The 26,335-nt window shown below is 70.3% G+C and carries 19 protein-coding genes and 1 tRNA gene; 14 read left to right on the top strand and 6 right to left on the bottom strand.

Features of this window, described 5'->3' with window-relative positions:
* Position 1 precedes the first annotated feature (1 nt).
* The 5 genes from lptF to rsmA are packed head-to-tail and all read left to right on the top strand — an operon-like array spanning position 2 to position 6,733.
* Positions 2 to 1,159 carry an LPS export ABC transporter permease LptF gene (gene lptF / locus NBY65_RS02450; protein ID WP_150045152.1) on the top strand — a complete coding sequence of 386 codons (1,158 nt, stop codon included), beginning with the start codon at positions 2 to 4 and terminating at the stop codon, positions 1,157 to 1,159.
* A 3-nt stretch (positions 1,160 to 1,162) separates the two neighbouring features.
* Positions 1,163 to 2,275, top strand: coding sequence for an LPS export ABC transporter permease LptG (gene lptG / locus NBY65_RS02445; RefSeq protein ID WP_250265622.1), 1,113 nt, complete (start codon positions 1,163 to 1,165; stop codon positions 2,273 to 2,275).
* 2 nt (positions 2,276 to 2,277) lie between these two features.
* Positions 2,278 to 4,551: an LPS-assembly protein LptD gene (locus tag NBY65_RS02440; RefSeq protein WP_150045150.1), complete on the top strand. Its 2,274-nt coding sequence runs from the start codon at positions 2,278 to 2,280 to the stop codon at positions 4,549 to 4,551.
* Between the two features lie 38 nt (positions 4,552 to 4,589).
* Positions 4,590 to 5,894 carry a peptidylprolyl isomerase gene (locus tag NBY65_RS02435; RefSeq protein ID WP_150045149.1) on the top strand — a complete coding sequence of 435 codons (1,305 nt, stop codon included), beginning with the start codon at positions 4,590 to 4,592 and terminating at the stop codon, positions 5,892 to 5,894.
* Complete coding sequence (rsmA, locus tag NBY65_RS02430) at positions 5,891 to 6,733, top strand: 16S rRNA (adenine(1518)-N(6)/adenine(1519)-N(6))-dimethyltransferase RsmA (RefSeq protein WP_150045148.1); 843 nt, start codon at positions 5,891 to 5,893, stop codon at positions 6,731 to 6,733. The genes NBY65_RS02435 and rsmA overlap by 4 nt, the downstream gene beginning before the upstream one ends.
* Here rsmA and NBY65_RS02425 read toward each other — a convergent pair whose 3' ends face one another.
* Positions 6,734 to 7,912 (bottom strand): aminotransferase, encoded by a 1,179-nt coding sequence (locus NBY65_RS02425; protein WP_150045147.1) that lies wholly within the window; start codon positions 7,910 to 7,912, stop codon positions 6,734 to 6,736.
* A gap of 138 nt (positions 7,913 to 8,050) precedes the next feature.
* Between NBY65_RS02425 and NBY65_RS02420 the strand changes: the two genes are divergently transcribed.
* Positions 8,051 to 8,926: a tetratricopeptide repeat protein gene (locus NBY65_RS02420; RefSeq protein WP_150045146.1), complete on the top strand. Its 876-nt coding sequence runs from the start codon at positions 8,051 to 8,053 to the stop codon at positions 8,924 to 8,926.
* A gap of 100 nt (positions 8,927 to 9,026) precedes the next feature.
* Positions 9,027 to 9,854, top strand: coding sequence for an enoyl-ACP reductase FabI (fabI, locus tag NBY65_RS02415; protein ID WP_456313327.1), 828 nt, complete (start codon positions 9,027 to 9,029; stop codon positions 9,852 to 9,854).
* A gap of 18 nt (positions 9,855 to 9,872) precedes the next feature.
* Here the strand turns inward: fabI and NBY65_RS02410 are convergent, their stop codons facing one another.
* From NBY65_RS02410 to NBY65_RS02395, 4 genes are all read right to left on the bottom strand, one after another.
* On the bottom strand, positions 9,873 to 11,072 hold the full coding sequence (locus NBY65_RS02410) for an acetate/propionate family kinase (protein WP_150045145.1): 1,200 nt from the start codon (positions 11,070 to 11,072) through the stop codon (positions 9,873 to 9,875).
* Positions 11,069 to 12,484 carry a bifunctional enoyl-CoA hydratase/phosphate acetyltransferase gene (locus NBY65_RS02405; RefSeq protein ID WP_150045144.1) on the bottom strand — a complete coding sequence of 472 codons (1,416 nt, stop codon included), beginning with the start codon at positions 12,482 to 12,484 and terminating at the stop codon, positions 11,069 to 11,071. Before NBY65_RS02405 ends, NBY65_RS02410 begins: the two co-directional genes overlap by 4 nt.
* Positions 12,481 to 14,880 carry a DUF3141 domain-containing protein gene (locus NBY65_RS02400; RefSeq protein WP_150045143.1) on the bottom strand — a complete coding sequence of 800 codons (2,400 nt, stop codon included), beginning with the start codon at positions 14,878 to 14,880 and terminating at the stop codon, positions 12,481 to 12,483. Before NBY65_RS02400 ends, NBY65_RS02405 begins: the two co-directional genes overlap by 4 nt.
* A gap of 350 nt (positions 14,881 to 15,230) precedes the next feature.
* Entirely contained in the window at positions 15,231 to 16,652 is a 1,422-nt protein-coding gene (locus tag NBY65_RS02395) for an MmgE/PrpD family protein (RefSeq protein WP_150045142.1), read from the bottom strand.
* Between the two features lie 209 nt (positions 16,653 to 16,861).
* Here NBY65_RS02395 and NBY65_RS02390 point away from each other — a divergent pair, with 209 nt between their 5' ends.
* Together NBY65_RS02390 and ppa are read left to right on the top strand one after the other, a co-directional pair.
* Positions 16,862 to 17,596 (top strand): PIG-L deacetylase family protein, encoded by a 735-nt coding sequence (locus NBY65_RS02390; RefSeq protein ID WP_150045141.1) that lies wholly within the window; start codon positions 16,862 to 16,864, stop codon positions 17,594 to 17,596.
* A 121-nt stretch (positions 17,597 to 17,717) separates the two neighbouring features.
* A complete protein-coding gene (ppa, locus tag NBY65_RS02385) occupies positions 17,718 to 18,245 on the top strand; it encodes an inorganic diphosphatase (RefSeq protein WP_150045140.1) in 528 nt (175 codons plus the stop codon).
* 261 nt (positions 18,246 to 18,506) lie between these two features.
* Here the strand turns inward: ppa and NBY65_RS02380 are convergent.
* Positions 18,507 to 18,580 (bottom strand) — tRNA-Cys (locus NBY65_RS02380).
* A 121-nt stretch (positions 18,581 to 18,701) separates the two neighbouring features.
* On the opposite strand from NBY65_RS02380, the gene NBY65_RS02375 reads away from it, so the two are divergent.
* From NBY65_RS02375 to cydC, 5 genes are all read left to right on the top strand, one after another.
* Positions 18,702 to 19,376, top strand: coding sequence for a protein-L-isoaspartate O-methyltransferase family protein (locus tag NBY65_RS02375; protein WP_150045139.1), 675 nt, complete (start codon positions 18,702 to 18,704; stop codon positions 19,374 to 19,376).
* Positions 19,377 to 19,551: 175 nt separating this feature from the next.
* Complete coding sequence (locus NBY65_RS02370) at positions 19,552 to 20,940, top strand: TolC family outer membrane protein (protein WP_150045138.1); 1,389 nt, start codon at positions 19,552 to 19,554, stop codon at positions 20,938 to 20,940.
* Between the two features lie 52 nt (positions 20,941 to 20,992).
* Complete coding sequence (locus NBY65_RS02365) at positions 20,993 to 21,571, top strand: DUF2497 domain-containing protein (RefSeq protein WP_162530849.1); 579 nt, start codon at positions 20,993 to 20,995, stop codon at positions 21,569 to 21,571.
* A gap of 85 nt (positions 21,572 to 21,656) precedes the next feature.
* Complete coding sequence (locus tag NBY65_RS02360; protein ID WP_150045136.1) at positions 21,657 to 24,353, top strand: valine--tRNA ligase; 2,697 nt, start codon at positions 21,657 to 21,659, stop codon at positions 24,351 to 24,353.
* 201 nt (positions 24,354 to 24,554) lie between these two features.
* Complete coding sequence (gene cydC / locus NBY65_RS02355; RefSeq protein WP_150044457.1) at positions 24,555 to 26,207, top strand: thiol reductant ABC exporter subunit CydC; 1,653 nt, start codon at positions 24,555 to 24,557, stop codon at positions 26,205 to 26,207.
* Positions 26,208 to 26,335 lie beyond the last annotated feature (128 nt).

Genomic DNA, 26,335 nt, shown 5'->3' with positions numbered 1-26,335 from the left:
CATGAGCGTGCTGCCCATCCGAATCGGCCCGATTGTCACCCGGCTCGATCGCTATATTTTCCGCCAGTTGCTGCTGGCCCTGGTCGCCACCACCGCCGGGCTGGTGGCGCTGATCTGGCTGACGCAGTCGCTGCGCTTCGTCGAGCTGGTGGTCAACCGTGGGTTGTCGGTTCGGGTGTTCCTGGAACTGTCGAGCCTGCAGATTCCTTATTTTGTCTCGGTGATCCTGCCGATCACGACCTTCGTCGTGGTGCAGTTCATCTACCAGAGGTTGTCCGGCGACCGGGAACTGACGGTGATGCGCGCGGCCGGGCTGTCGCCGCTGGCGCTGGCGCGGCCGGCGCTCGCGGTGGCGCTGGTGGCGGTGGCCTGCGGCTACCTGCTGAACCTGGTGCTGGTGCCGGCGGCCTCGCAGGCGTTCCGGCAGTATCAGTTCGAGATCCGCAACCGCGTGGCCGCCTTCCTGCTGCAGGAAGGCGTGTTCACCCCGGTCTCCGACGACCTGACGGTCTATGTGCGGGCGCGCGACCCCGATGGCGGGCTGCGTGGCATCCTGATCGAGGACGCCCGGCAGAAGAACAATCCGGCCACCATCCTGGCCGAGCGCGGGCGGCTGGTGTCATCGGAGGGCGCGCCGCGGGTGCTGCTGATCAACGGCAGCCGCCAGGAGATCGACCGCCAGACCGGCCGGCTCAACGTGCTGACCTTCGCCGAGAACATGATCGACCTCAGCCGCAGCGAGCGCGGGGAGGAGCAGCGATTCCGCGACATCAGCGAGATGTCGCTCGGTGAATTGCTGCATCCGGTGGCGGGGGCGGTACTGGAGCGCGACCTGCCGAAGCTGCAGGTGGAGGCAAACCGGCGCCTGGCATCACCGCTGACCACGCTGACCTTCACCCTGGTCGCGCTGGTCTGCGTGCTGATGGGCACGTTCCGCCGCCATGGCGGGCTGGTGCGGCCGCTGCTGGCGGTGCTGGCGGTGGTCGGGCTGCTGGCATCTTCCCTGCTGCTGACCAATCTCGCCGCCAAGCAGGCGGCGATGATCCCGCTGATCTGGGTGAATGCGGTGCTGCCCGGCCTGGTCTGCGCCTGGGCGCTGTTCGGCCCGCAGTTCCGGCTGGTCCCGGTTGCCCTGCAACTGCGGCTGGGGGCGAGCTGACCCGTGACCGTCGCCGCGACGCTTTCCCTTTATATCGCCCGCGTCTTCGCCGCCTCGGTGGGCGTGATGCTGGCCGGGCTGACCGGGCTGATCGCCCTGTTCGACTTCATCGAGCTGCTGCGCCGCTCGGCGACACGGACCGAGGCGACCTTCGCCGTGGTGACCGAGATCGCCGCCATGCGCCTGCCCTGGATCATCATGCAGATCCTGCCCTTCGCGGTGCTGCTGGGCGGGATCTGGGCGTTCTGGCGGCTCACCCGCTCCTCCGCGCTGGTGGTGGCGCGTGCCTCCGGGGTGTCCGCCTGGCAGTTCCTGGCCGCGCCGCTGCTCTGCGCGCTGGCGATGGGGGCGTTCGCGACCGCGGCGCTCAGCCCGATCTCGGCGGTGATGCGGGCGCGGGCGGAGGCGCTGGAGAACGTGTACCTGCGCAGCGGCGGCGGACCGCTGGCGCTGAACGGCGGCCAGCTCTGGCTGCGCCAGTCCGATGAGGGACTGGTGCCGCAGGGGGTGGCGATCCTGCACGCCCGCAGCGTGCAACTGCGCGAGACCCGGCTGGTGGCCCAGGATGTCAGCCTGTTCCGTCTTGATGCCGGCGACCGGCTGCTGGAGCGGGTGGAGGCGACGCGGGCGGAGCTCGGCCCCGGGGTGTGGCAGTTGGAGAACGCCCGCACCATCCAGCCCGGCCGGCTGCCCTCGGCGCCGCGGCCGATGGCGCTGGACACCAACATGACGGTGGACCGGGTGCAGGAGAGCTTCGCGCCGCCCGACACCTTGTCCGTCTGGGCCTTGCCCGGTTTCATCTCGCTGCTCGACCGGTCCGGTTTTTCCTCGATCCGGCACCGGCTGCAATTCCAGACTTTGCTGGCGCTGCCGTTGCTCGCGGGCACGATGACGCTGCTGGCCGCCGGGTTCTCGATGCGCCCGAGCCGGCGCGGCGGCGTGGCGCGGATGATCGCGAGCGGGGTGGCGGCCGGCTTCGCGTTGTTCGTCATCTCCAAGATTGCCGAGGAATTCGGCCAGTCCGGCGCGCTGCCTCCACCGTTGGCGGCCTGGGCCCCGGCGGTTTCGGGGCTGATGCTGGCCGTGGCGCTGCTGCTGCATCTGGAAGACGGCTGATCATGGCGTATTTGCGACGGGACGGGGCCGCGCTGCGGCGTCTGCTGCTGGGGGCCACGCTGGCAGCGCTGGGGAGCGGCCTGCCCGGCGGGATCGCCTGGGCGCAGCTCGGGGCGCTGGGGACGTCGAAGTCGCCGCCGATTTCGCGCGACGAGCCGGTGTTCTACCAGGCGGATGCGGTCGAGTACGATCGCGACACCGCCAACGTGATCCTCTCCGGCCATGTCGAGATCTGGCAGGGCGACCGCGTGCTGCGGGCGGATCGCGTCACCTATGACCGCAATACCGGCGTCGCCGCGGCGATCGGCAATGTCGCGCTGGTGGAGCCGGACGGGCAGGTGCTGTTCGCCGAGTACGCCGAGCTGTCGCAGGGGATGCGCGACGGCGTGCTGCGCGACATGCGGGCCTTGCTGCCGGAGAACGGACGGCTGGCCGCCAATGGCGCGCGCCGCACCGATGGCACCATCAACGAGCTGAGCCGGGCCGTCTACACCACCTGCAATCTCTGCGCGAGCGATCCCAACGCGCCGCCGCTGTGGGACATCCGCGCGCGCGCGGCTGTGCAGGACGGCGAGCACAAGCAGATCGAGTACCACGACGCGGTGGTGGATTTCCTCGGCGTGCCGGCGATGTACCTGCCGTTCCTGAGCCACCCCGATCCGTCGCAGAAACGGGCGAGCGGCCTGCTGGTGCCGTCGGCGGGGTATTCCACGCATCTCGGGGCCTTCGCCTCGATTCCGTATTATTGGGTGATCGACGGACGGTCGGACGCCACCATCGCGCCGATCTTCTCCAGCATGCAGGGCGGCGGCCTCAACCTGCAGTACCGGCAGCTCTTCAACAATGGCCGGTTCACGCTGGAAGGGTCGGTTGCCAACGACAATGACCAGCTCGGCGGGCATGTGTTCGCCCGCGGCGATTTCGCCATCGACGAGATCTGGCGGTGGGGTTTCGACATCAACCGCGCCAGCAGCCAGGAATACATGCGGGACTACCGCATCCGTGGCGGCACGGACCAGGTGCTGACCAGCCAGGTCTGGCTCGAGGGCTTCGGCCAGGGCTCCTATACGCGGCTGGACGCACGCGCCTACCAGGGGCTGACCGGCACGGTGATCACCTCCCGGCTGCCCTATGTGCTGCCGCGCTGGCAATACAGCTATTTCGGCGAGCCCGACGCGCTCGGCGGGCGGTTCTCGCTCGATGCCGGGGCGTTCAACGTGCTGCGCGACGAGGGGACATCCACCCAGCGCGGCCGGCTGAGCCTGAACTGGGATCGTCCCTTCACCGGGCAGTACGGCGATCTCTGGAACCTCACGCTGCATGTCGACAACGCCGTCTACGCAGCGCACGGCTTCACGCAGGAGCCCAATTTCGGCACGGCCGACGCGGTGCAGTCGGCGCAGTCGATGCCCACCGCCGCGGTGATGGTGCGCCTGCCGCTGGCGCGCGACGCCGGGGACTGGGGCACGCAGACGATCGAGCCGATCGCCCAGCTCATCGTCGCGCCCAACGGGTCCAAATACCTCAATACCAGCACGCGCATCCCCAACGAGGACAGCCTGGATCAGGAGCTGACCGACGCCAACCTGTTCTCGCTCAACCGCTTCCCGGGCGTCGACCGGCTGGAAGGCGGGGTGCGCGCCAACGTGGCGCTGAAGGCGGGCTGGAATTTCCCCGGCGGCAAATCGGTCGACGGCCTGGTCGGCCAGTCCTACCGGATGCAGAAGAGCTCGCCCTGGGTGGTGGGATCCGGGCTGGAGAACCAGGCCTCCGACATCGTCAGCCGGGTGACCTTCACGCCGGGGCCCTGGGTCGACCTGACGGCGCGCGCCCGGTTCGATCCGCACCAGAGCATGAACGTGCGCTTCGCCGACCTGCTGGCCAGCGCCGGCCCGTCCTGGCTGCGCTTCAGCACGGGATATGCGTACAGCAGCGTCAATCCCTACTACTACTACGATATCCCGCCGACCGGTTCGTACCTGGTTCCCAGCGGCAAGAGCGCGACGAGCCCGTACGAGGTGCCGCGGAACGAGATCATCGTCGGCGCCAACCTGAAACTCGGGCGATGGAGCCTGGGGGGCTCGGCGCGCGCCGACCTGCGCCTGCACGAGATGACCACGCTGGCCGGCTCCGCCTCCTACGAAAACGAGTGCTTCATCTTCAGCATGGTGTACTACAAGCGCTATACGAGCCTCGTGAATGATTCCGGCGCGAGTGCGCTGCTGTTCCAGATCACGCTCAAGACCGTCGGGCAGTTCGGCTTCCACGCGATGTAGGGCGCGCGAACGGCCATCTTGCTGGAGTTCCACCGCCCATGACCTTTCGCCTGCCTCGTCCGTGCCGCACGCCTGTCCTGGCCGCCGTGCTGATTGCCTCGCTCGCGGGGCCGGGGGCTCCCGCCGTCCGGGCGCAGGGGCCGGATGCCTCGCGGATCGTCGCGGTGGTGAACGGCGACGTCATCAGCCGGGCGGATGTCGACAACCGCCGGCGCCTGTTCGCGCTGTCGACCGGCATGCCGGGATCCCCGGAGGTGCTCGAGCGGCTGGTGCCACAGGTGCGGCGCATGCTGGTTGACGAGCGGCTGCGGCTGCAGGAAGTGCAGCGGCGCCACGTGGTGGTGCAGGACAAGGAAATCGCCGACGCGATCCGCGAGATCGAGCAGCGCAACAACATGCCCGAGGGCACGCTGCGCCGCCGGCTGTCCGCCGACGGGGTGGAGTTCCGCACCCTGATCGATCAGGTGCGCGTGCAGATCGGCTGGAGCCGGGTGCTACGGCAGGAACTTGGCCAGCAGGCCCAGGTCAGCGACGCCGATGTCGCCGAGCGCGAGCGCATGGTGCAGGCGCAGACCGGCCAGGAGGAATTCCGCCTCGCCGAGATCTTCGTGCCGATCTCCGACCCCGACCAGGCCGACGAGGCGCGCCGCTTCGCCGATACCGTGATCCAGCAATTGCGGGCCGGCGCGCCCTTCCCGGTGGTGGCGGCGCAGTTCAGCCAGAGCCAGTCGGCGCTGCAGGGCGGCGACGAGGGCTGGGTGCAGGGCAGCCAGATCGATCCCGAGGTGCTGCGCATCCTGCGGGAGATGCCGCCGGGGGCGATCAGCAACCCGGTCCGGGTGCCGGGCGGGCTGTCGATCGTCACCCTGCGCGGCAAGCGCGAGGTCGGTCGCGACATGGCGACCATGGTGACGCTGCGGCAGGTGTTCCTGCCGTTCTCCTCGCGGCTCGATCCGGCCAATCCGACGCAGCAGCAGCAGCAGACGCTGGAACGCGCGCAGCGGCTCGGCGCGACGGCGAAGAGCTGCGAGGACATGGATGCCGCCAACAAGGCGGCCGGCGCCGCGCGCCCGGCCGATCCGGGCGAGCTGCGGGTGGAAAGCGTGGCGGTGCCGCCGCTGCGCCAGCTGCTCGGCACGCTGCCGCCGGGCAAGCCGAGCCAGCCGCTGGTCGCCGATGACGGGGTCGCGGTGATCATGGTCTGCACGCGCGAGCAGCGGAATCTCGGCATCCCCACCAAGCAGGAGCTGACCGAGCGCATCATTTCCGAGCGCGTCGAACTGGCGTCGCGGCAGTTGATGCGCGACCTGCAGCGGCGGGCGGTGATCGACCTGCGCTCGTGACCGCCGCCGCGCCGACGCAGGCGGCGCTGCCGCCGCTGCGCGAGGTGATCGCGCGGCACGGCCTGGACGCGCGGCGCTCGCTCGGCCAGCACTTCCTGCTCGATCCCAACCTGACCGCCCGCATTGCCCGGCAGGCCGGCGACCTCGCCGGCCGGCATGTGGTGGAGGTCGGGCCGGGGCCTGGCGGGTTGACCCGTCCGCTGCTGGCCTCGGCGGCGGCGGACGTGACCGCGGTGGAGATCGATCCGCGCGCGGTCGGTGCCGTCACCGAACTGGCCGAGACGGCGGGCGGGCGGCTGCGGGTGGTGGCGGGCGATGCGATGGCGCTGGATCTGGCGGCGCTGGTGCCGGCGCCGCGCCAGATCGTCGCCAACCTGCCCTACAACGTGGCCTCACCGCTGCTGGTGGGCTGGCTGCGGCAGGCCGCCTGCTGGGAACGGCTGACGCTGATGTTCCAGCAGGAAGTGGCGGAGCGCATCTGCGCCGCGCCGGGTGCCGATGCCTATGGGCGGCTGGCGGTGCTGGCGCAATGGACGGCGCAGGCCGAACTGGTCATGCGCATTCCCCCGTCTGCCTTCGTGCCGCCGCCGAAGGTCTGGTCCGCGGTGGTGGTGCTGACGCCGCATGACCGGCAGCCGGACCCGGTGCTGTTCCGCCAGATGGAGCAGTTGACCGCCGCCGCCTTCGGCCAGCGCCGCAAGATGTTGCGCGGCGCGTTGAAATCGCTCGGGGGCGAGGCGCTGCTGCGGCGGGCGGAGATCGATCCGGCGCGGCGGGCGGAGACGCTGTCGATCGCGGAATTCGACCGCCTGGCGCGGCTGCTGGCCGGGGCGGCCTGATCAGCCGGCCTGGATCAGGCGGTTCGGCACCTCGGCGATCCTGGGAAGATCGGCATTGGCGAAGGCCACCCGCAGATGGCGTTCCTGCCCGGGGCCGAAGAAAGGCCCGGGCAGGGTCAGCAGCCCCCGCTCGCCGGCCAGGTGCCGCGCCATGGCGAGGGCATCCGGCGCCCCTTCCGGCAGGCGCAGATAGGCGAAGTAGCCACCCAGCGCATCCAGCCGCCAGTGACGCAGGCGCCCGGCCGCCTCGCGGAAGGCATCGGCACGGCCTGCCATCAGCCGGCGGTTGGCCTCGCGCCAGGGGCGCAGGGCCTCGATCGCCCAGGCAATGGCGGTCTGCCCCGCCCGGGGCGGGCAGATCTGCAGGGTGTCCAGCACCTTCACCAGTTGCTCGCGCAGGCGCGGGCCGGCGGCGATGGCGCCGAGCCGGTGGCCGGGCACGCAATAGGCCTTGGAAAACGAATAGAGATGCACGAACACGTCCCGCCAGGACGGGTCGGCGAACAGGCCATGCGGCACGCCGGCCGGGTCGGGCAGGAAGTCGCGATAGGTCTCGTCGATCACCAGCCACAGGCCACGGGCGCGGCAGAGCTCCGCGAAGCGGGCGATCACCGCGGGCGGGTAGATCGCCCCGGTCGGATTGTTCGGCGTCACCAGAACGATCGCCCGCACGCGCGGATCGAGCAGCGCGGCGGCACGGTCCGGATCGGGAACGAATCCGTCCTCCGCCCGGCAAGGCAGCGGCACCGTCGCCACGCCGCGCATGGTCAGGGCCATGTGGTGGTTGAAGTACCAGGGGGCGGGCAGCATCACCGCCTCGCCCGGTCCGGCCAGCACCGTCGCGGCCATGGCGAAGGCGAGATTGCCGCCGGCGGTGATGGCCAGGTCGGTGGCAGCCACCGAGGCGCGGTAGCAGGCGGAGATGTCGGCCGCCAGCGCCTCGCGCAGCGCCCCGTCGCCTTCGATGTCGCCATAGGCCGCGCAGGCGGAGTCGCCGGCCGCCGTCGCCAGGCGTTCGAGCAGGGCCGGGTGCGGCGGATAGCCGGGCACCGCCTGCGTCAGGTCGATCAGCGGGCCGGCCGTTCCGGTGTAGGAACGCGCCCAGGCGCGGGCGGCGGGAATGGGCGGCGTCGCGGTGGCGAGGATGGCGGGAGCGAGCGGCGGCAGGGCAGGAGACATGCGCGCACCATGGCACCCGTGCGGGCAATCGTCCATGTGGTCCGCCCGTCACCCGTAACGTCTCAGGAGATCTTTGCGAGGGCGCAAGACCGCGTAGATTGGGCTTCCCGACCTTTGGCGGTGGTGAGGCGTGCGGACATGTTCGAAGAATTTTCCCTGATTCCCTATCTCGCTGCCGGCATCTGCGTCATCATCTGGATCGGCGTGGTGTATCTTTCGTTCCGGTGGGTGCGCGGACGGAATCGCCTGGACGAACAGGTTCGCGTCGGTAACCGCATCCGCGACCTGGGATGGTCCGAGGCGCGCATGCGTGAGCTGACCGAGCAGTTTCCGCGCAACGGCACGGCGATGCGGGCCTATCTCGACCTTCTGGTCAAGCGCGGCGCGCAGGACGAGGCGCTCGCCCGGGCCAGGGACTTCATTGCCCGCAACCGCGGCGAATTGTCGGCGCATCTGCTGCTTGCGGACATGCTGGCGCGGGCCGGCGAGCGGGCGGAGAGCGAGCGTGTGATCGCGCGCGCGGGCTGGCGCTGGCCGGGTCATTCCGAATTGTTGCTGCGGCGCGCCCGCGCGGCGGCACGACGCGGTGACCATGCGGCGGCGCTGCGGCTGCATGCCCGGCTGCGGCGACGTGGCTTCGGCCCGCAGCCGTACCTTGCCGCGATCACCAGCCTCGAGGCGCTCGGCCGTATCGATGCCGCCGCCGGCGTGATCGCCGAAGGGCTGCGGAAGCATCCGGACGCCTCGTGGATGCTGACGGCCCAGGCCCGCTTCGCCGCCCGTCATGGTCGCCTGGCCGAGGCCCTGGCGGCCTGGGAGCGGCTGCGGCAACTGCAGCCCGGTCAGGTCGACGCCTATGTGGAACCCGCTGGGTTGCTGGCCGCCAACGGGCGGGAAGCGGAGGCGCGGGCCATCGCGGCAGAAGCGCGGGAAATCTTCCGCGCCGATGATCGCGTCATCAAGTTGTGGAAACGATTTGAACCATCAACGGACCAGCCGGCTGCCGCGACCTAGGCATGGTGCGACCGGCCTGCAACGGCACATTCACGAAAGGCCCAGTTTGCCCGGCCTATGATGCCGAAGGCGATCATCCTGTCCTTCTCCGGAGACCCGCATGAGCCTCACCGGTCGGCCGATTGATCCCCTTCCCAAGGTCTGGGACCCGAACAGCCGCGTGGGCGAGATGCTGACAGGCCAGCGTGGCCTGATCGTCGGCATCGCCAACGAGCACAGCATCGCCTATGGCTGCGCGGTGAAGCTGCGCGCCTTCGGCGCCGATCTCGCAATCACCTATCTCAACGACAAGGCCGAGCCGTACGTGCGCCCGCTCGCCGGGACGCTGCAGGCCGCGCTGTGCCTGCCGCTGGACGTGCAGGTGCCCGGCCAGACAGAGGACGTCTTTGCCCGCATCGCCGATCACTGGGGCGGGCTCGACTTCCTCATTCACTCCATCGCCTTCGCCCCGCGCGCCGACCTGCACGGGCGCGTGGTGGACTGCTCGCGGGAGGGCTTCACCCAGGCGATGCAGGTGTCCTGCTGGTCGTTCCTGCACATGGCGCGACTGGCCGAGCCACTGATGAACCGGGGCGGCGCCATGGTGGCGATGAGCTACTACGGCGCCGACAAGGTGGTGAACAACTACAACCTGATGGGGCCGGTGAAGGCGGCGCTGGAAGCCTCGGTCCGCTATCTGGCGAGCGAGCTGGCGCCCCGCGGCATCCGCGTCTTCGCGGTGTCACCCGGGCCGCTGAAGACGCGGGCGGCCAGCGGCATCGCCCAGTTCGACGAACTGATCGAGGACGCGATGCGCCGCGCCCCGGAACGGCGGCTGGTGGATATCGCCGAGGTCGGGCGCGTGGTCTCGTTCCTGGTCGGCGGGGCCGCATCCGGCATGACCGGTGATACGATCTACGTGGATGGCGGCCTGCACATCATGGCCTGAGGCCCGGCGGAGCGGCGGTCAGGCCGCCGCTCCGGCCTCACGGTCCAGCACCCTCAGGGTGTGGCGCACGATCATGGCTTCCTCGTCGGTCGGGATGATCATCACCCGCACCCGCGAGCGCTGCGTCGAGATGATCGAGGCATTCTCGCGATTGGCCGTGCGGTCCAGCTCGATGCCGATCCACTCCATGCCTTCGAGCACGCGTTCGCGCACCCGCCAGGCGTGCTCGCCGATGCCGCCGCAGAAGACCATGGCATCGAGGCCCTTCAGCACCGCGGCAAGGCCGCCCAGTTCACGGCGGATGCGGAAGACGAAATACTCGATCGCCTCCGCCGCCTCGGGCAGGTGGGAGGCTTCCAGCTCGCGCATGTCATGCGAGATGCCCGACAGGCCCTTCAGTCCGGAGTCCTTGTAGAGCAGGTCGCGGATGGCATCGGCCCCCATCTGTTCCTGCGCCATCATGAACAGCAACACGCCCGGATCGACCTGGCCACAGCGTGTGCCCATGGGCAGGCCGTCGAGCGGGGTGAAGCCCATCGAGCTGGCCACCGACAGCCCGTCGCGGATCGCGCACATCGAGGCGCCGTTGCCCAGATGCGCCACCACCACGCGGCCCTGCGCATAGAGCGGCTCCAGTTCGCGCAACCGGCCGGTGATGTATTCGTAGGACAGGCCGTGAAAGCCGTAGCGGCGCACCCCTTGCTCGTAATAGCGGCGCGGCAGGGCGAACACGTCGTTGACGAAGGGATGGGCGCGATGGAAGGCGGTGTCGAAGCAGGCCACCTGCTGTACGTGCGGCCAGGCCTCGCGCGCGGCGAGGATGCCGGCGATGTTGTGCGGCTGGTGCAGCGGCGCCAGCGGCACCAGCTTCTCCAGCTCGGCCAGCACGGCATCGGTCACCAGCACCGGGGCTTCGTAGCGCACGCCGCCATGCCCGACGCGGTGGCCCGCGGCCACCACATGGGCGTCGGGGAAAGTGGCCTTCCGCCACGCCAGCACGCGTTGCAGCGCATCCTGGTGGAACCCCTTTTCGGGGTCGGCCGGCCAGCCGACCTCGTGCATCACCGCGCCGGTCGCGTCGCGCACGACGATATGGCGGTTGTCGCCCCGCATCTCCACCTGCCCGACCGCGAGCGCGTGCAGCGTGCCGTCCGCCTCGTAGAACGAGAACTTCACCGAGGACGAGCCGGCATTGAGGGTGACGACGTGGCGGGTCATCGGGGGACGTCCGTCGTGGGACGGGCCGGCGGCACCACGCTGCGGCCGGTTGCCTGCCAGGTCGCGTACAGCACCGCCACGGCGCAGGAGAACAGGCGCGATTGCTCGTCATCGGCACGGCTGGTCAGCATCACCGGCGCCCGCGCCCCCAGCACCAGCCCCGCGCCTTCGGCCTGAGCCGCGTAGGTGAGTTCCTTGGCCAGGATGTTGCCCGATTCCAGGTTCGGCGCCACCAGGATATCGGCGCGGCCGGCGACCAGGGATTTCAGCCCCTTGGTGCGTGCCGCCGTCAGGCTGATGGCGTTGTCCATGGCCAGCGGGCCATCGACGAGGCCGCCGCGGATCTGACCGCGATCGGCCATCTTCGAGAGCGCGGCGGCATCGATGGTGGAAGGCATCTTCGGGTTCACCGTTTCCACCGCAGAGAGAATTCCGACCCGGGGCTGCGCGATGCCCAGGGCCTGCGCCAGGTCGATCGCGTTCTGCACGATGTCGACCTTCTCCTCGAGCGTGGGGGCGATGTTGATCGCAGCGTCCGTCACCAGCAGCAGGTCGTGCAGCGCCGGCGCATCCATGACGAAGACGTGGCTGATGCGACGGGTGGTGCGCAGCCCGCCCTGCGACTTCACCACGTGCCGCAGCAATTCGTCGGTGTGCAGATGGCCCTTCATCAGGGTCATGGCCGTTCCCTGCAGCACCATCTCGACCGCCCGCGCCGCGCCGGCGTCGTGGCTCGGCACATCGATGATCTCGATGCCCGCCAGGTCGGCGTGGCAGGCTTCGGCGGTGGCGCGGATCGCCGCTTCCGCGCCGATCAGGATCGGCACGATCAGCCCGGCCCGCGCCCCGGCCAGGGCGCCCATCAGGGCATTTTCCTCCTCGGGCACCACAACGGCGGTGCGCATCGGCGGCAGGTTCCGGCAGGCCGCCATCAATCGTTCGAAGTGGCGATGGCGCACCAGCATGAGGCCGGGCAACGTGGCATCCTCGACGACGCGATGCTCGGTGGGAGCCAGCACCTCCGCCACGCCCTCGGCAAGCAGCGCCTCGCCGTGGGTGACGCGGGTGGCAAGCACCACGGTGCGCGGCGGGTGCTTCTCGATGACCTGCACCGTGATGGTCAGCTCGTCACCGACATGCGCGCGCGCCCGGAACCGCAATGTCTGCGATTCATACAGCGTGCCGGGACCCGGCAGCAGGTTGCCGAGCACCGCCGAGAACAGCGACCCGAGCCACATCGACGGGGCGGGCGGGGCCTCGCCGCTGCCGCCCGTGCTGCTCGGCAGGTGCACCGGGTTGAGATTGCCGCTGACATGCGCGAACAGGGTGACGTCGTCGGGCATCACCACCCGGTTGACCGAGGCGGTGGCACCAAGCCTGATCTCGTCGAAGGTGAGATTGCTCCGGATCATGGGGCCGCCTTGTCCGTCGTCGCCACCGCCTCGATGGCAGCGGCGGTGCCGCCGATCTGCAGCGGCTCCAGCCCCAGGGTCGTGCGCAACCGCACCAGCATGCGCACGGTGCCCTCGCTCATGTCCGTCACCTCGCCGGCGATCTGTTGCACGAGGTCGATCGCCCGCTTGCGCTCGGCTTCCTTCGGCAGCAGGGCGGGCAGGGTGCGCACCGCTGCATCCGGCTCGAAGTCGATGATCAGCCCCTGCTGGGCGATGATGCGGGCGCGTTCCTCCTCGCCGAGGCTGCGGAACGGCTCGACGGCGTGCAGGATGGCGTTGGAGCGCTCCAGCCGTGACTGGCGCACCGATCCGCGTGATTTCGCCATCAGGATCAGCATGCGGATCACGGCCTCGGCGTAGCCGCCGCGTTCCAGGCTGGCCAGCGCCGCCTGCACCTGCGGCAGCTCGCGCAGGGTTTCGCCGATGCCGGCATTCGGATCGGCGCCGCGTCCGTCGCTGAGGCGGGCCAGGAAGGGATTGGCCCAGAGCGCGAAGAAGGTGAGCTCGTCGGCGGCGGCCCGCAGGTCGCGCCAGAAATCGAAGCTTTGCTCGACCATCGCCGCCCAGATGTGCTGGGCCTGCACGAAGGGATTGTCGGCGGCGACCGGCCGGCGGCCGGCCCTGACCTGTTCGGCCAGCGCCGTCACCGGCTGCATCGCCGGGTTGAGATCCGACAGCGCGGTGCGGCGCGCGCGCAGCGGATGCGTCTGCCGCAGCCATTCGGCACTGGTCGGAGTGGCCATCGCGCGCACCCAGGGGCGGGCGAACATCTCGTAGCCGGTGACGTTGTATTCGGAGACGCGTGCGACCAGCGCGAACGGCGTCTCGTCGTCGTGCCCGTCATCCAGGGCGCGCAGGTCGGCGATGCTGCGTTCCTGGAAGCCGACGACGTACTGGGCCTGGATGCCCTCGCCGGTCTTGGCCTCGATCGTCATTTCGTAGAGGCCCGGTGCCAGCGCTTCGACCGCTTCGAGGGTGGAGACGATGCGGTCGTGTTCCTTCCGCGCCACCTTGGCCGAGACGAAGATGCCGAGATGGCCGATGTCCTCGTGCACCATGTAGATGATGCGCTGGCCACGGGCGCGGATCTCGCGCTCGTCCTGGTAGAGCCTGGGGATCCAGCCGAGCGCCTGCTGCGGCGGGGTGATGTCGTCGCCCTGGCTGGCGAAGACGATGATCGGCGCCTTGATCTCGCGCAGGTCCACCGGCCCGCGGCCGCCGAGCTGGGCCTCGCCGCGCTGCAGCCGGTTGCCGACGAACAGGTTCTCGACGATCCAGCGGATCTCGGCCTCGTTGAGCAGGAAGAAGCCCGACCACCAGCGTTCGAAGCCAAGGAAGCGTTCGGCCTCGCTGTCGACGTTGGCGTAGAGGTTGTAGTATTTCCGCCACCACGTGTTGCCGGGGTTCATGGTCTCGAAGTTGAGCACCAGGTTCGCGCCGTCGAACACGCCGTTGCCGAGATCCGATGAGAACAGCGCCGGTGCCGCGCCGCCGGCCAGCCCGCCCAGGTAGCGCAGCGGGTTCCTGCCGCGCACGCCCGCCCAGTAGCTGAGCGGTGCGCCATTGGCCACCACCGGCCCGGTGACATGCGGATTGCTGGCGGCCAGCAGCATCGCCGCCCAGCCACCCTGGCAATTGCCGACGACCACCGGCCTGGGGGCGCCGGCGTGGCGCAGCGCCACCTCGCGCACGAAGCGTCCTTCGGCGGCGCACACGTCGGCCAGGGTCTGCCCGGGCTGGGGACGGGGGAAGAAAATGACGAAGTAGACCGGATGGCCATGGGCGAGCGCCACGCCGACCTGGCTGTCGGACTTGAAGCCGCCGATGCCCGCACCGTGGCCGGCGCGCGGGTCGATGATCATGTACGGCCGCAGGTTGGGATCGACCGTGACGCCCGCGGGCGGCAGGATGCGCACCAGCGCATAGTTCACCGGACGCTCGAACGACCGGCCGTCGAGCACCATTTCGGTGTCGTAGACCAGCACCGGCGTGCCGTCGCCCTGTTGCTGCGCGACCACCTGGTTGCCGACCTGGCGCATCACGTCGAGGAACAGGATGCCGCGCTGGAGCGCATCGGTGACGTATTCGCCCCATTGCGTGGCGATCTGCTGCGGCGTCGTCGGCATGGCGGCCAGGCGCTGCAGCTCCGCGAGATGGCGCGCCGGGGCGCCGCCATGCGTCGCGGCGATCCGCTGCAGATGGCCGGCCGCCCCCTGCAGCAGCGACTGCCACAACGTGGCCGTCCCGGTCAGGCGGTCGCTCATCACCCCGGCACGGAAGGCAACACCAAGCGGATCCTGGCCATTCGTCGGCCATTGTGCCTGTGACGGCAGCGGGAAGAACCCGTCGAGCATATTCCCTCTCCTTGCAGAGTCGACGTCGACAACACACCAGTGCGTGCCCGCCCCCGCCGGGGCGGGAGAGAGTCACCGGCCGGGGTCGTTGCCCTCGGCCGGCAAAAGGCACCATGCTGCGGTGCAGAAGAGTAGCAGACGTTTTCCGTGGACAACGTGACGTTTTGCGGGAGTCCGTTTCGAATTCGTGAACCTCTCACGAAGCCCGTACCGCCGGTGGCGCCCTGGGGTGATTTCGCTTATCGAAACGATCTCCGGTGCGGCGACAGGCATGGCCTTCTGCCGCCTGGAATGGCAGGACCGCAGCCCTGGACAAGATTTATGCAGACCAGATCAGCGACGATCCCGAGCTATCCCGAGATCAGGTCCATGAAGGCATCCACGGCCATCGCCTGCAGCCGCTCGGGATCGCTCAACGTGGCCAGCACCCGCTCGCGCCGTCCCGCTGTCCAGACCTGCGCCCCCAGGTCGAGCAGCTTGGCGTGCACCAGCGGCGTGGCTTCCTGGCGGCGGCGGGCATCGCCGATCGGAATGGCGACCTTCTCGCGCACGGAACACGTGCCGTCGTTCAGCACGATCTGCACGGCGCTCGCGGCGGTGCCCTGGCCGGGGTCGTGGTGGGACGCGGTGAAGGCGGCGTTCTCGGTGACCTGGATCCTGGCGCGCAGGGCCTGCAAGGCCGGGTTCGCGGCGGTGGCGTCGGAATAGTCCGAACTTTCCAGCCGTCCCTGCAGCAGGGCGGTGGCCACCGTGTACGGCAGGCTGCGCTCGCGGGACGCCGGGGTGAGCAGGGTGCCGCCGACGACGGTGCGGCGCATCGCCGTGTCATGGGTTTCCACGTTCACGCTGGCGACCCGGGGGGCGACACTGCGGAACCAGGGCGACAGCCGCAACGCCGCCTCGACCGCGGTGGTGGCGCTGGCATGGCATGGCAGCAGGCGCAGGGTCACCCGGTTCAGGTAGAAATACCCCAGCGGGCGCGCCAGGCCCGGGCGTGGCCCGGCCGTCCTGGCCTTGCTTCGGCGCGGCCGCGCGGCGGCTGGTTTCGGCACGCCGGTCTCCCCGCGCATCGCCAGCCAGGCCAGCATGATGCCCCGTGCCCCGGCATCCGCCTCCGCCCAGAGCCGGCGCGCGCCGGCGGCGGCACGACGCGCGGGGGCGGGAAGGCTGCCCTCGAGCAGGGCATGGCTCAGCGCGGCCCGGGCCTGGGCGCGGCCGCCTCCCATCAGCCGGACGGCCACCGCCGTCGCGGCGATCCGCACCGCGGCGGTCGCGTCGGGCTCGCCATGCGGGCGGTCGCGGCGGCTGGTCTCGATCAGGGCGCCGTGGATCTCGTAGGCCAGCGCCATCGCCTGCAGCACCGCGTCCATGTGCAGCGGCGGCTCGCCGAAGGCGCGGCGCTGGCGGCTGATGTGGTCGGCCACCGCAAGGATGGTGCCGATGGTGTCGGAGGGATGGCCCCCCGACGGAGAGGTGTCGTTGATGCCGAGCCAGCGGATCAGCACGGTCGTATCGAAGGCGGCCTTGATCGGATCGAGCCCGCCCGCGCGTCCCGGCACGCGCGCGCCTTTCGGCACCGTGGTCCCCGGCACGACCGGCCCGAGCAGCCGCCCGCAGGCCGGCACCACCAGCGCCGCCAGCGCGCAGGCCAGGGCATCGGCAAGGCACAGGATGGCCATGGTCCGCGTCGCTTCGTCCGGTGCGGGCAAGGCGAAGAGAGCCTCGACGATGGCGTCGATGACGTCGACCTCTTCGGCCTCGGCGAACGGCATGCTCGCTTCCTTCTGGTCCGGCCGATGGTGCCGTGTCGCGCCCTGGCGAACCGGGGGCGTTTATCCGAATATGTTGCACCCCGGAACGGATGAGGACGTGCAATTACGCGGGAGCGTCGATCGGCGCGGGCCGGGGGGCCTGCGACCGCAACCATCGTGCCGGCCAGGGCGTTCGGGCCGGCGCGGTGAGGGAAGGGGATTGGCCGGGCATGGCCAGGACGGTCGCGGCGGTGCTGGCGGCGTTTCCGGCGTGCGGGCTGGATGACGTGGTCGCCGGCACGGCGCCCGTGCTGGTGCTGGCGCCGCATCCGGATGACGAAACCCTTGGCTGCGGTGGACTCATCGCGACGCTGCGCGCGCGCGGGCAGCGTGTCCATGTCGCCGTGCTGACCGACGGCTCGGGATCGCATCCCGATTCGCGGCGCTTTCCGCCGGCCCGGCTGGCCCGGTTGCGGGCGCGGGAAGTCACGGCGGCGTTACAGGTGCTCGGGGTGCGCGCGGAGGATATCAGCTTTCTCGGCTGCCTCGACGGGGCCGTGCCGCGGGCGGGGCCGGCGTTCCGCGGCATCGCCGCGACGCTGCTTGCCCTGCTGCGGGTCAGCGGGGCCCGCACCCTGCTGACGACCTGGATCCATGATCCCCATCCCGATCACCAGGCCGCGGCGAAGCTGGCGTGGCTGGCCTGCCGGGACGCCGGCGCCCGGCTGGCGTGGTTCCCGATCTGGGGCTGGCGACTCGATTCGGCGGCGATTCCGGGGCCTGCGCCGCGCGGCGTGCGCCTCGACATCGGCGCGCATCTGCCGGCCAAACGCCGGGCGATCGCGGCGCATGCCTCGCAGACCTCGGCCCTGATCGCCGACGACCCGCGCGGCCTTCGCCTGCCGCCTGATGTCGTGGCACTGTTCGAGACGCCATGGGAAACGTTCATTTTCCCCGAAACCTGACGCCCGCGCGGGCCGGCCGGCAGGAGCATGGTTGCTCCGGGCGCACAAAGAGGGTGTAACCGGGCCCCTCGGTAACCACCTTCGTGCCGCCCGCGCCGCGTGCCGGGACAGGAGATGACCCATGCGCCTCGATGCAATTCCGATCGGCAACAACCCCCCAGATGACATCAACGTCGTGGTGGAGGTCGCCATCGGCGGCGAGCCGATCAAGTACGAGATGGACAAGGCGGCGGGCACCCTGTTCGTCGACCGCTTCCTGTACACGCCGATGCGTTATCCCGGCAATTACGGCTTCGTGCCGCACACGCTGTCGGATGATGGTGACCCGATCGATGTGCTGGTGGCCAATACCCGCCCGATCATTCCAGGCGCGGTGATCAATGTCCGCCCGGTCGGCGTGCTGAAGATGGAGGACGATGGCGGCGGGGACGAGAAGATCATCGCCGTCCCGACCTCCAAGATCACCAAACGTTACGTCCGGATCGCGAATTACACCGACATGCCGGCGATCACGCTCGAGCAGATCCAGCACTTCTTCGAGCACTACAAGGATCTCGAGCCCGGCAAGTGGGTCAAGGTGGTCGGGTGGGGGGATGCCGCCGAAGCGCGCCGGCTGATCCAGGAAGCGATCGCCCGCAACCAGGGCTGAGCCGGCACCTGTGGCATGCGAACCATCGGGGGCGCATGCCACAGGTCATCCCAGTCGGCCGAAGTATTGACCCATTCGCGTGCGGGCGGCCGGCTGGTATGTCTTTGGTTGCGCGCGCGGCCGCCCCACCATCCCCGCGCGCATACCGGTCAGCCCTTCAGGCTGCCGGCATCAGGTGCCGAAGATCGGTTCCGATGGGAGGAATGACCCGGGGCACCGTCCAGGGAGGGGGCTCTCATGCCGCGCCTGCCGGGAGGCGAATGGAGGTCCGGGCCGGAATCGAACCGGCATACAAGGATTTGCAGTCCTCTGCATCACCACTCTGCCACCGGACCGGTGCCGAGAGGGCGTGGTTATGGTTCGCCCGCGGCGCCGGGTCAAGCCCGTCGCTGCGGCGCTTGGCGTTCCGGGCGGGCGCTCCTATAAGAACCCGCCCCCAAACAGCCCGGCGCCGCCATGAACCGTCACGTCATCGACACCGCCGATGCCCGCAACCTGATGGTTGACGGCCAGCTCCGCCCCAACAAGGTCACCGACCCGCGCGTCATCGGCGCCATGCGCAGCCTGCCGCGCGAGCGCTTCCTGCCGCCCGCGCTGGCGCCGCTCGCCTATGTGGACGAGGATGTCCGGCTCGCGAACGGCCGCTGCCTGATGGAGCCGATGGTGCTGGCGCGGCTGGTGCAGCTCGCCGATCCGCAGCCGGACGAGCGGGTGCTGGTGGTCGGTGCCGGCAGCGGCTACGGCGCCGCGGTGATCGCGGCGACCGGCGCGCGCGTGGTCGCGCTGGAAGAAGACGAGGATCTGCTGCGGCTGGCCCGTGGTGTGCTGCCCGCGCTCGCGCCGCAGGTGCAGATTGCCGTCGGCCCGCTTGCCGCGGGCTGGCGGGTGGGCGCCCCGTACGACCTGATCGTCATCGAGGGAGGCTTCGAACAGCTCCCGCCCGCCATCCCCGAGCAGCTCCGCCAGGATGGCGGCCGGCTGGTGGGCGTGCGGGTCGTGGCCGGCCGCGTCGGCCAGGCGGTGATCGGCGAGCGGGGGGGGCACGAGCCGGCGGTGACCTCGCGCCCGGTCTTCGACTGCGCAACCCCGATCCTGCCCCCGATGCGGTACGTACCCGGTTTCATATTCTGATCCGGGCCGATATTGCCGGCCTTGCCGGATCGATCGCCCGCCAAAACCGTGGCGCGCCGACCGGGCCTGTGGCAGATGAATGAGAGTCGCGCTGTCGTCGCCGTGTTGGTGCGGCCGTGTCGCCGCGCCCGCCATCCCGCGGAGTCGCTGCGCAGCAAGGAATGAGGGTCGAAGGATGCTTCTGCGTTCGGGTCTCGCTATTGGCATCGCCATCGGCCTGGTCGGGCCAGCCGCGGCAGAAACGCGCACGCTGCAGGAGGCGCTCGCCACCACCTACGCCAACAACCCCTCGCTGCAGGCCGCCCGCGCCCAGTTGCGGTCAGTGGACGAAAACGTGCCGCAGGCCCTGGCCGGCTGGCGCCCGCAGGTCAGCTTCACGGCCAATGCCGGGTATGTCGACGGGCACAACTACCAGCGGGCGCAAGGCCAGACCTTCCGCAGCAACGTGGCCCGTGGCACCAACACCGAGCAGTTGCAGCTCACCCAGCCGCTGTACCGGGGCGGCCAGACCCGTGCCGGCACCAACCGGGCGGAGAACCAGGTGATGGCGCAACGCGCCCGCCTGATCGCTTCTGAGCAGCAGGTGTTCACCGATACGATCAACGCCTTCGTGCAGGTGATCGCCAACCAGCAGGTGCTGGCGCTGAACATCAACAACGAACAGGTGCTGTCGCGCCAGTTGCAGGCCACCAACGACCGGTTCCGCGTGGGCGAGATCACCCGCACCGACGTCGCCCAGGCCGAGGCGGCGCTCGCCGGCGCCACGGCGCAGCGGCAGACCTCGGAAGGCAACCTGCAGACGGCGCGGGCCCAGTACCAGCGCCTTGTCGGGGAACTGCCCGGGGCGTTGATCGAACCCCAGCCGCTGCGCCTGCCGGTCCGCGGCATCGACGAGGCGAAGGCGGTGGCCGCGGCCAACAACCCCGCAGTTGTGGCCGCCCTGTTCGACGAGTCCGCGGCCAAGGACAATTTCGACCTGCAATACGCCCGCCTGATGCCGAACGTGAGCCTGCAGGGGACCGTCGCCCGCGCCGAGGACGTCACCCAGAAGGACCTGACCAACAAGTACGGCGAGATCCTCGCCACGCTGACCGTGCCCATCTACCAGGGCGGGTCCGAGTACTCGGCCATCCGCCAGGCGCGCCAGCAGCAGCAGCAGGCGCGCAAGACCGTCGATGACGCCCGCCGCACCGCGGTCCAGCAGCTCATCGCCTCCTGGGAAACCTACAACTCCGCCCGCTCCACGATCGAGAGCACGCGGGCGCAGATCCGCTCCAACCAGATCGCCCTGGAAGGCGTGCAGCGCGAGGCAATCGTCGGCAGCCGCACCACCCTCGATGTGCTCAACGCTGAGCAGGCCCTGCTCAACTCTCGGGTAACGTTGGTGCAGAACCTCGCCAATCTGGTGACGGCCAGTTATTCCGTTGCCGCAGCCGTCGGCCGCCTGACCGCACGCGACCTGAACCTTAACGTGCCGTTGTATGATGATGCCGCCTACTACAGGGCGGTGCGGGATCGCTGGATCGGCACCGGTGACTACGCGACCAACCAGCCCGGGCGGTGAGCCGGACCAGGACCCTGACGCCGTACCCGGTCGGATCGAGGAAGCAGGCTGCATGAACGCGTCCAACCCGCCCGGCCAGACCCCCGCCCCGCAGACCGCGGGCGGCAATGCCGATCCCTCGATGGAGGATATCCTTGCCTCCATCCGACGCATCCTCAACGAGGACGAGGCCGCTTCGGCGTCCCGCCCGGCGCAGCTTGCCGCGCCGGCGGCGCCGGACCAGGCCGAGATACTGGCGCTCGATGCCTCGATGATCATCTCCGACCCCTCCGCCGCATCCGCCGCTGCCCCGTCCGGGGGCAACGGCGCGGCATCCCCGCCGGTGGAGCCGCCGCCGGCCGTGGCCGTCGCGGCCCCCGCGGTGAATGCCGCCCCGGCCACCGGGCTGGTTGCGCCCGATGTCGCCGCCGCCGCCTCGTCCGCCCTGGGGGCGCTGGTCCGCACGCTGGGTGAGCGCAGCGCGGCGACCCCGCCGTTGGCCATCCACCGTGGCGGCCCGACCGTCGAGGAGGTGGTGCGCGAGGAGCTGCGCCCGCTGCTCAAGGCGTGGCTCGACGAGAATCTCCCTCCGCTGGTCGAGCGTCTGGTACGCCTGGAAATCGAGCGCCTGGTCGGCCGCTCGCTTTCCTGATCGCGTCGCGCCCGACCTTTTCTCCGGCCACCGGACCCCGGCGGCCCCTCCTCATTTGCCGCGAGCCGACCGGGGCAGAAACGACATGCTGGAAAAGACGCATACCCCCGACACCACCGAGAAGCGCCTGTACGAAGGCTGGGAAGCGTCGGGCGCTTTCGCCTGTGATCCAGGCAGCAACGCCACGCCCTTCGCCATCATGATCCCGCCGCCGAACGTCACCGGCAGCCTGCACATGGGACATGCGCTGACCTTCACCATCCAGGACACGCTGATCCGCTGGCGGCGCATGCAGGGCCGGGACGTGCTGTGGCAGCCCGGCACCGACCATGCCGGCATCGCCACCCAGATGGTGGTGGAACGCCTGCTCGCCGGGCAGGGCAGCAGCCGCCAGGCGCTCGGGCGCGAGGCCTTCGTCGAGCGCGTCTGGCAGTGGAAGGCCGAATCGGGCGGCACTATCACCCGGCAGTTGCGCCGACTCGGCGCTTCGCTCGACTGGCCGCGCGAGCGCTTCACCATGGACGAGGGGCTCTCGGCGGCGGTGCGCGAGGTCTTCGTCACGCTGTACCGCCAGGGGCTGATCTATCGCGACCGGCGGCTGGTGAACTGGGATCCGAAATTCCAGTCGGCGATCTCTGACCTCGAGGTCGAGAGCCGGGAAGTCAAAGGCAATCTCTGGCACCTGACCTACCCGATCGAGGGCGAGCCGGGCCGCTTCATCACCGTCGCCACCACGCGGCCGGAGACGATGCTGGGCGATACCGCCGTCGCGGTGCACCCCGAGGACGAGCGCTTCCGCGACCTGGTGGGCAAGTTCGCCATCCTGCCGCTGGTGGGCCGCCGCATCCCCATCGTCGCCGACACCTACTCCGATCCCGAGAAGGGCACGGGCGCGGTGAAGATCACCCCCGCGCATGATTTCAACGACTTCCAGGTGGGGCAGCGGCACAGCGTGCCCATGCCCTCGATCCTCGACCGCGAGGCCCGCGTCACCCTCGCCGAGATCGAGGATGTGCTGGCCGCGGTGCCGGGCATCGCCGATCCGGACTTCGTGCGCTCGCTGGACGGCCAGGACCGTTTCGCCGCGCGCAAGGCGATCCTGGAGAAGCTGGAAGAGCTTGGGCTGCTGGTGAAGACCGAGCCGCATCTGCACCAGGTGCCGCACGGCGACCGCTCCGGCGTGCCGATCGAGCCGCGCCTGACCGTGCAGTGGTACTGCAATGCCGCGGTGCTGGCGAAGCCGGCCATCGAGGCGGTCGAGCAGGGCCGCATGCGCTTCGTGCCGCAGCAATGGGAGAACACCTTCTTCGCCTGGATGCGCGACATCCAGCCCTGGTGCATCAGCCGCCAGCTCTGGTGGGGGCATCGCATCCCCGCCTGGTACGGCCCGGACGGGACGGTGTTCGTCGAGAAGACCGAGGACGAAGCCCTCGCCGCCGCCCGCGCCCATTACGGCCATGACGCGGCGCTGACCCGCGACGAGGACGTGCTGGACACCTGGTTCAGCTCGGCGCTGTGGCCCTTCTCCACGCTCGGCTGGCCGGAGCAGACGCGCGAGGTCGCGCGCTACTACCCGGGCGACGTGCTGGTGACCGGGTTCGACATCATCTTCTTCTGGGTCGCCCGGATGATGATGATGGGCCTGCACTTCATGGGCGACGTGCCGTTCCGCCACATCTACATCCACGGCCTGGTGCGCGACGAGCGCGGCCAGAAAATGAGCAAGTCGAAGGGCAACGTCATCGATCCGCTGGAGCTGATCGACCGCTACGGCGCCGACGCCCTGCGCTTCACCATCTGCGCCCTGACCGGACCGGGCCGCGACGTCAAGCTCGGGCCGAGCCGCGTGGAGAGCTACCGCAGCTTCGTCACCAAGCTGTGGAACGCAGCGCGGTTCTGCGAGATGAACGGCGTGGCGCCCGATCCCGCCTTCGATCCGGCCAAGGCGAGCCTGCCGCTGACGCGCTGGATCCTGGATGCCGCGTCCTCGGCCATCGCCGAGGCAACGACGGCGCTGGAAGCCTATCGCTTCGACGAATACGCCCAGGCCGGGTACCGCTTCACCTGGAACACCTTCTGCGACTGGTTCGTCGAATTCGCCAAGCCGGTGCTGGCCAACGCCGACAGCCCCGAGGCCGCCGAGGTCCGCAGCACCGCCGCGCATGTGCTCGGGCTGGTGCTGCGCCTGCTGCACCCGGCCATGCCCTTCGTGACCGAGGAGCTGTGGGACCGCTTCGGCTACGGCCCGGACTGCAGCCTGATCCGCACGTCCTGGCCTACCCCCTTCGAAGTGCCCGGCGCGGCCGAGGCGCGCGCTGAACTCGACTGGGTGGTGCGGCTGGTCTCCGAAGTGCGCGCGGTGCGCTCGGAGATGAACGTGCCGCCGTCGCAGCGGGCGCCGCTGCTGCTGAAGGACGCGGCGCCGGAGACGCTTGCCCGCGGCCAGCGCTGGATCGAGGCGATCGGACGGCTGGCCCGCGCGGCGTCGCTGGAAGCACTCGATGGCGAGGTGCCGCACGGCTCGGCCCAGGCGGTGGTGGGCGAGGCGACGGTGGTGATCCCGTTGGCCGGGCTGATCGACATCGCCGCCGAGAGCGCCCGGCTGCGCAAGGATCGCGCCAAGGCGGCGGCCGAGGCCGAAAAGATCGAGAAGAAACTGTCGAACGCCGATTTCGTTGCGCGCGCGCCGGAAGAGGTGGTCGAGGAAAACCGGGAGCGGCTGCAGGCGGCCCGCGACGAGATGGCACGGCTGGACGCGGCGCTCGCGCGCATCGACGGGTGACCATGCCCGGGGCGCTGCCCCGGCCCCGCCAGGGGCTCCGCCCCTGGACCGGGCCAAGGGCTTTGCCCTTGGAACCCATGACTCTGTGCCGCGCAGCGAGAATGGGATCCAAGGGCCTTGTGGCCCTTGGCAGGTCCAGGGCGGAGCCCTGGCCTTTCCTGCACCGTTGACGACGCCGCGGACCGGCGCGATGGAGCAATCATGACTCCCCTTACTCCGCCGCTCCTGCGCGTGTTGTCCCTCTGGCGGGGGCGCGCGCTTTGGCTGTTCGCCGGGATCCTGGTCACGCTCGGGGCGCTTGCCACCGGCATGGCGCTGATGGGGGTCTCGGGTGGGATGGTGGCCGGGCTGGTCACCGGTGCCGTCGTCACCGCCCCCGTGCTGCTGCGCGGGCTCGGGCCGGTGCGGGTGGTGTTGCGCTACCTGGAACGGCTGATCGCGCATGACGCGACCTTCCGCGCGCTGGCCGATCTGCGCGTCTGGTTCTTCCGGGGCCTGGCCGGCAGCGCCGTTGGTGGGCTCGGGTTCCGCCGCGCGGGCGATGTGCTGGCGCGGCTGGTCAATGACGTCGAGGCGCTGGACGGGCTGTATATCCGCATCCTGCTGCCGCTTTCCTGTGCGCTGATCCTGGTGATCGGCTTGCCGCTGCTGCTGGCCGAGCTGGATCCGGTGCTGGCGGTGGCGGTGGGGGTGCTGTTCGCGGTGTCCGCCTTCCTGCTGCCATTGCTGGCGGCGCGTGTCTCCGCCGGGGCGGGGGAGCGCATGACCGGGGCGGCGGCGGCGCTGCGGGTGGCGGCGCTGGATGCCATCTCGGGGCTGCGGGAAGTGCGGGCCTTCGGGGCGGAGGGGCGCATGCTGGCGCAGGTGCAGGCGCGCGAGGCGGCGCTGCTGTCCGCCCAGCGCGAGCTGGCCGGGCGCGGGGCGCGGGCCACTGCCGCGTCCTTCCTGTGCGGGCAGTTCGCCATCCTGGTGATGCTGGCGGCCGCCGCCGCGCATTGGATCGCCGATGCGCCGGCGGCCATTGCCGGCGCCTTCCTGGTGGTGGCGGGGTTCGAGGCGGTGGCCGGCCTGACCCTGGCCGGCTCCCTGGCGGGCCATGCCAGCGCCGCCGCGCGGCGCGTGCTGGAGGCGGCCGAAGGGGCGCCTCCGGTGCCGGATCCGGCCGTGCCGGCTGTGGCGCCAAAGGGCAGCGCGCTGCGCTTCGAGGGGGTGCATTTCCGCTGGCTGCCCGACCGTCCGCCGGTGTTCGAGGGGCTCACGCTCGACATTCCCGAAGGCAGCCGGATTGCCGTGCTCGGGCCGTCGGGGGCGGGGAAGTCCACCCTGGCGGCGCTGGCGCTGAAAGTGGCGGCGCCGCAGGCCGGGCGTGTCCTGCTGGGCGGCGTGGATATCGCCACCCTGCCCGGGGAGACGGTGCGGGCCCGCATCGCCTGGCTGAGCCAGGCCAGCCATTTGTTCGACGACACGATTCGCAACAACCTCCTGCTCGCCCGGCCCGGTGCCGACGAGGCGACGCTGTGGACGGCGCTGGAGGCGGCGCATGTCGCCGCGGTGGTGCGGGACCTGCCGCACGGGATCGATTCCTTCGTGGGCGAGGGCGGGCGGAAATTCTCCGGCGGGCAGGGGCGGCGCCTCGCGCTGGCGCGGGTGCTGCTGTCGGAGGCGCCGATCCTGATCCTGGACGAGCCCTGCGCCGGGCTGGATGCCGAAACCGAGCGTGATTTCATGGCGACCCTGAACGACGTGGCGCAGGGACGCACGCTGGTGCTGATCGCGCACCGGCTGACCGGAGTGGAACGGCTGGACCGGATCTGGCGGATCTCGGGCGGCGTGGCGGTGGCGGCCGCCGGCTGAAGCCGCCGCCCCACACCACGTCCATGCGGACAGCGCATTGATTTGGGTCAGTTTTCCTGCCGGTTTCGGCGGAAATTAGGCTCTTGGCGACCCGGCGGGGGCCGGCTCATGATGCCGTGGAAGTGCTG

The organism is Rhodovastum atsumiense (genome assembly GCF_937425535.1).
In the GTDB taxonomy this organism is placed as follows: domain Bacteria; phylum Pseudomonadota; class Alphaproteobacteria; order Acetobacterales; family Acetobacteraceae; genus Rhodovastum; species Rhodovastum atsumiense.
This window is presented reverse-complemented; position numbering and strand designations above follow the sequence as displayed.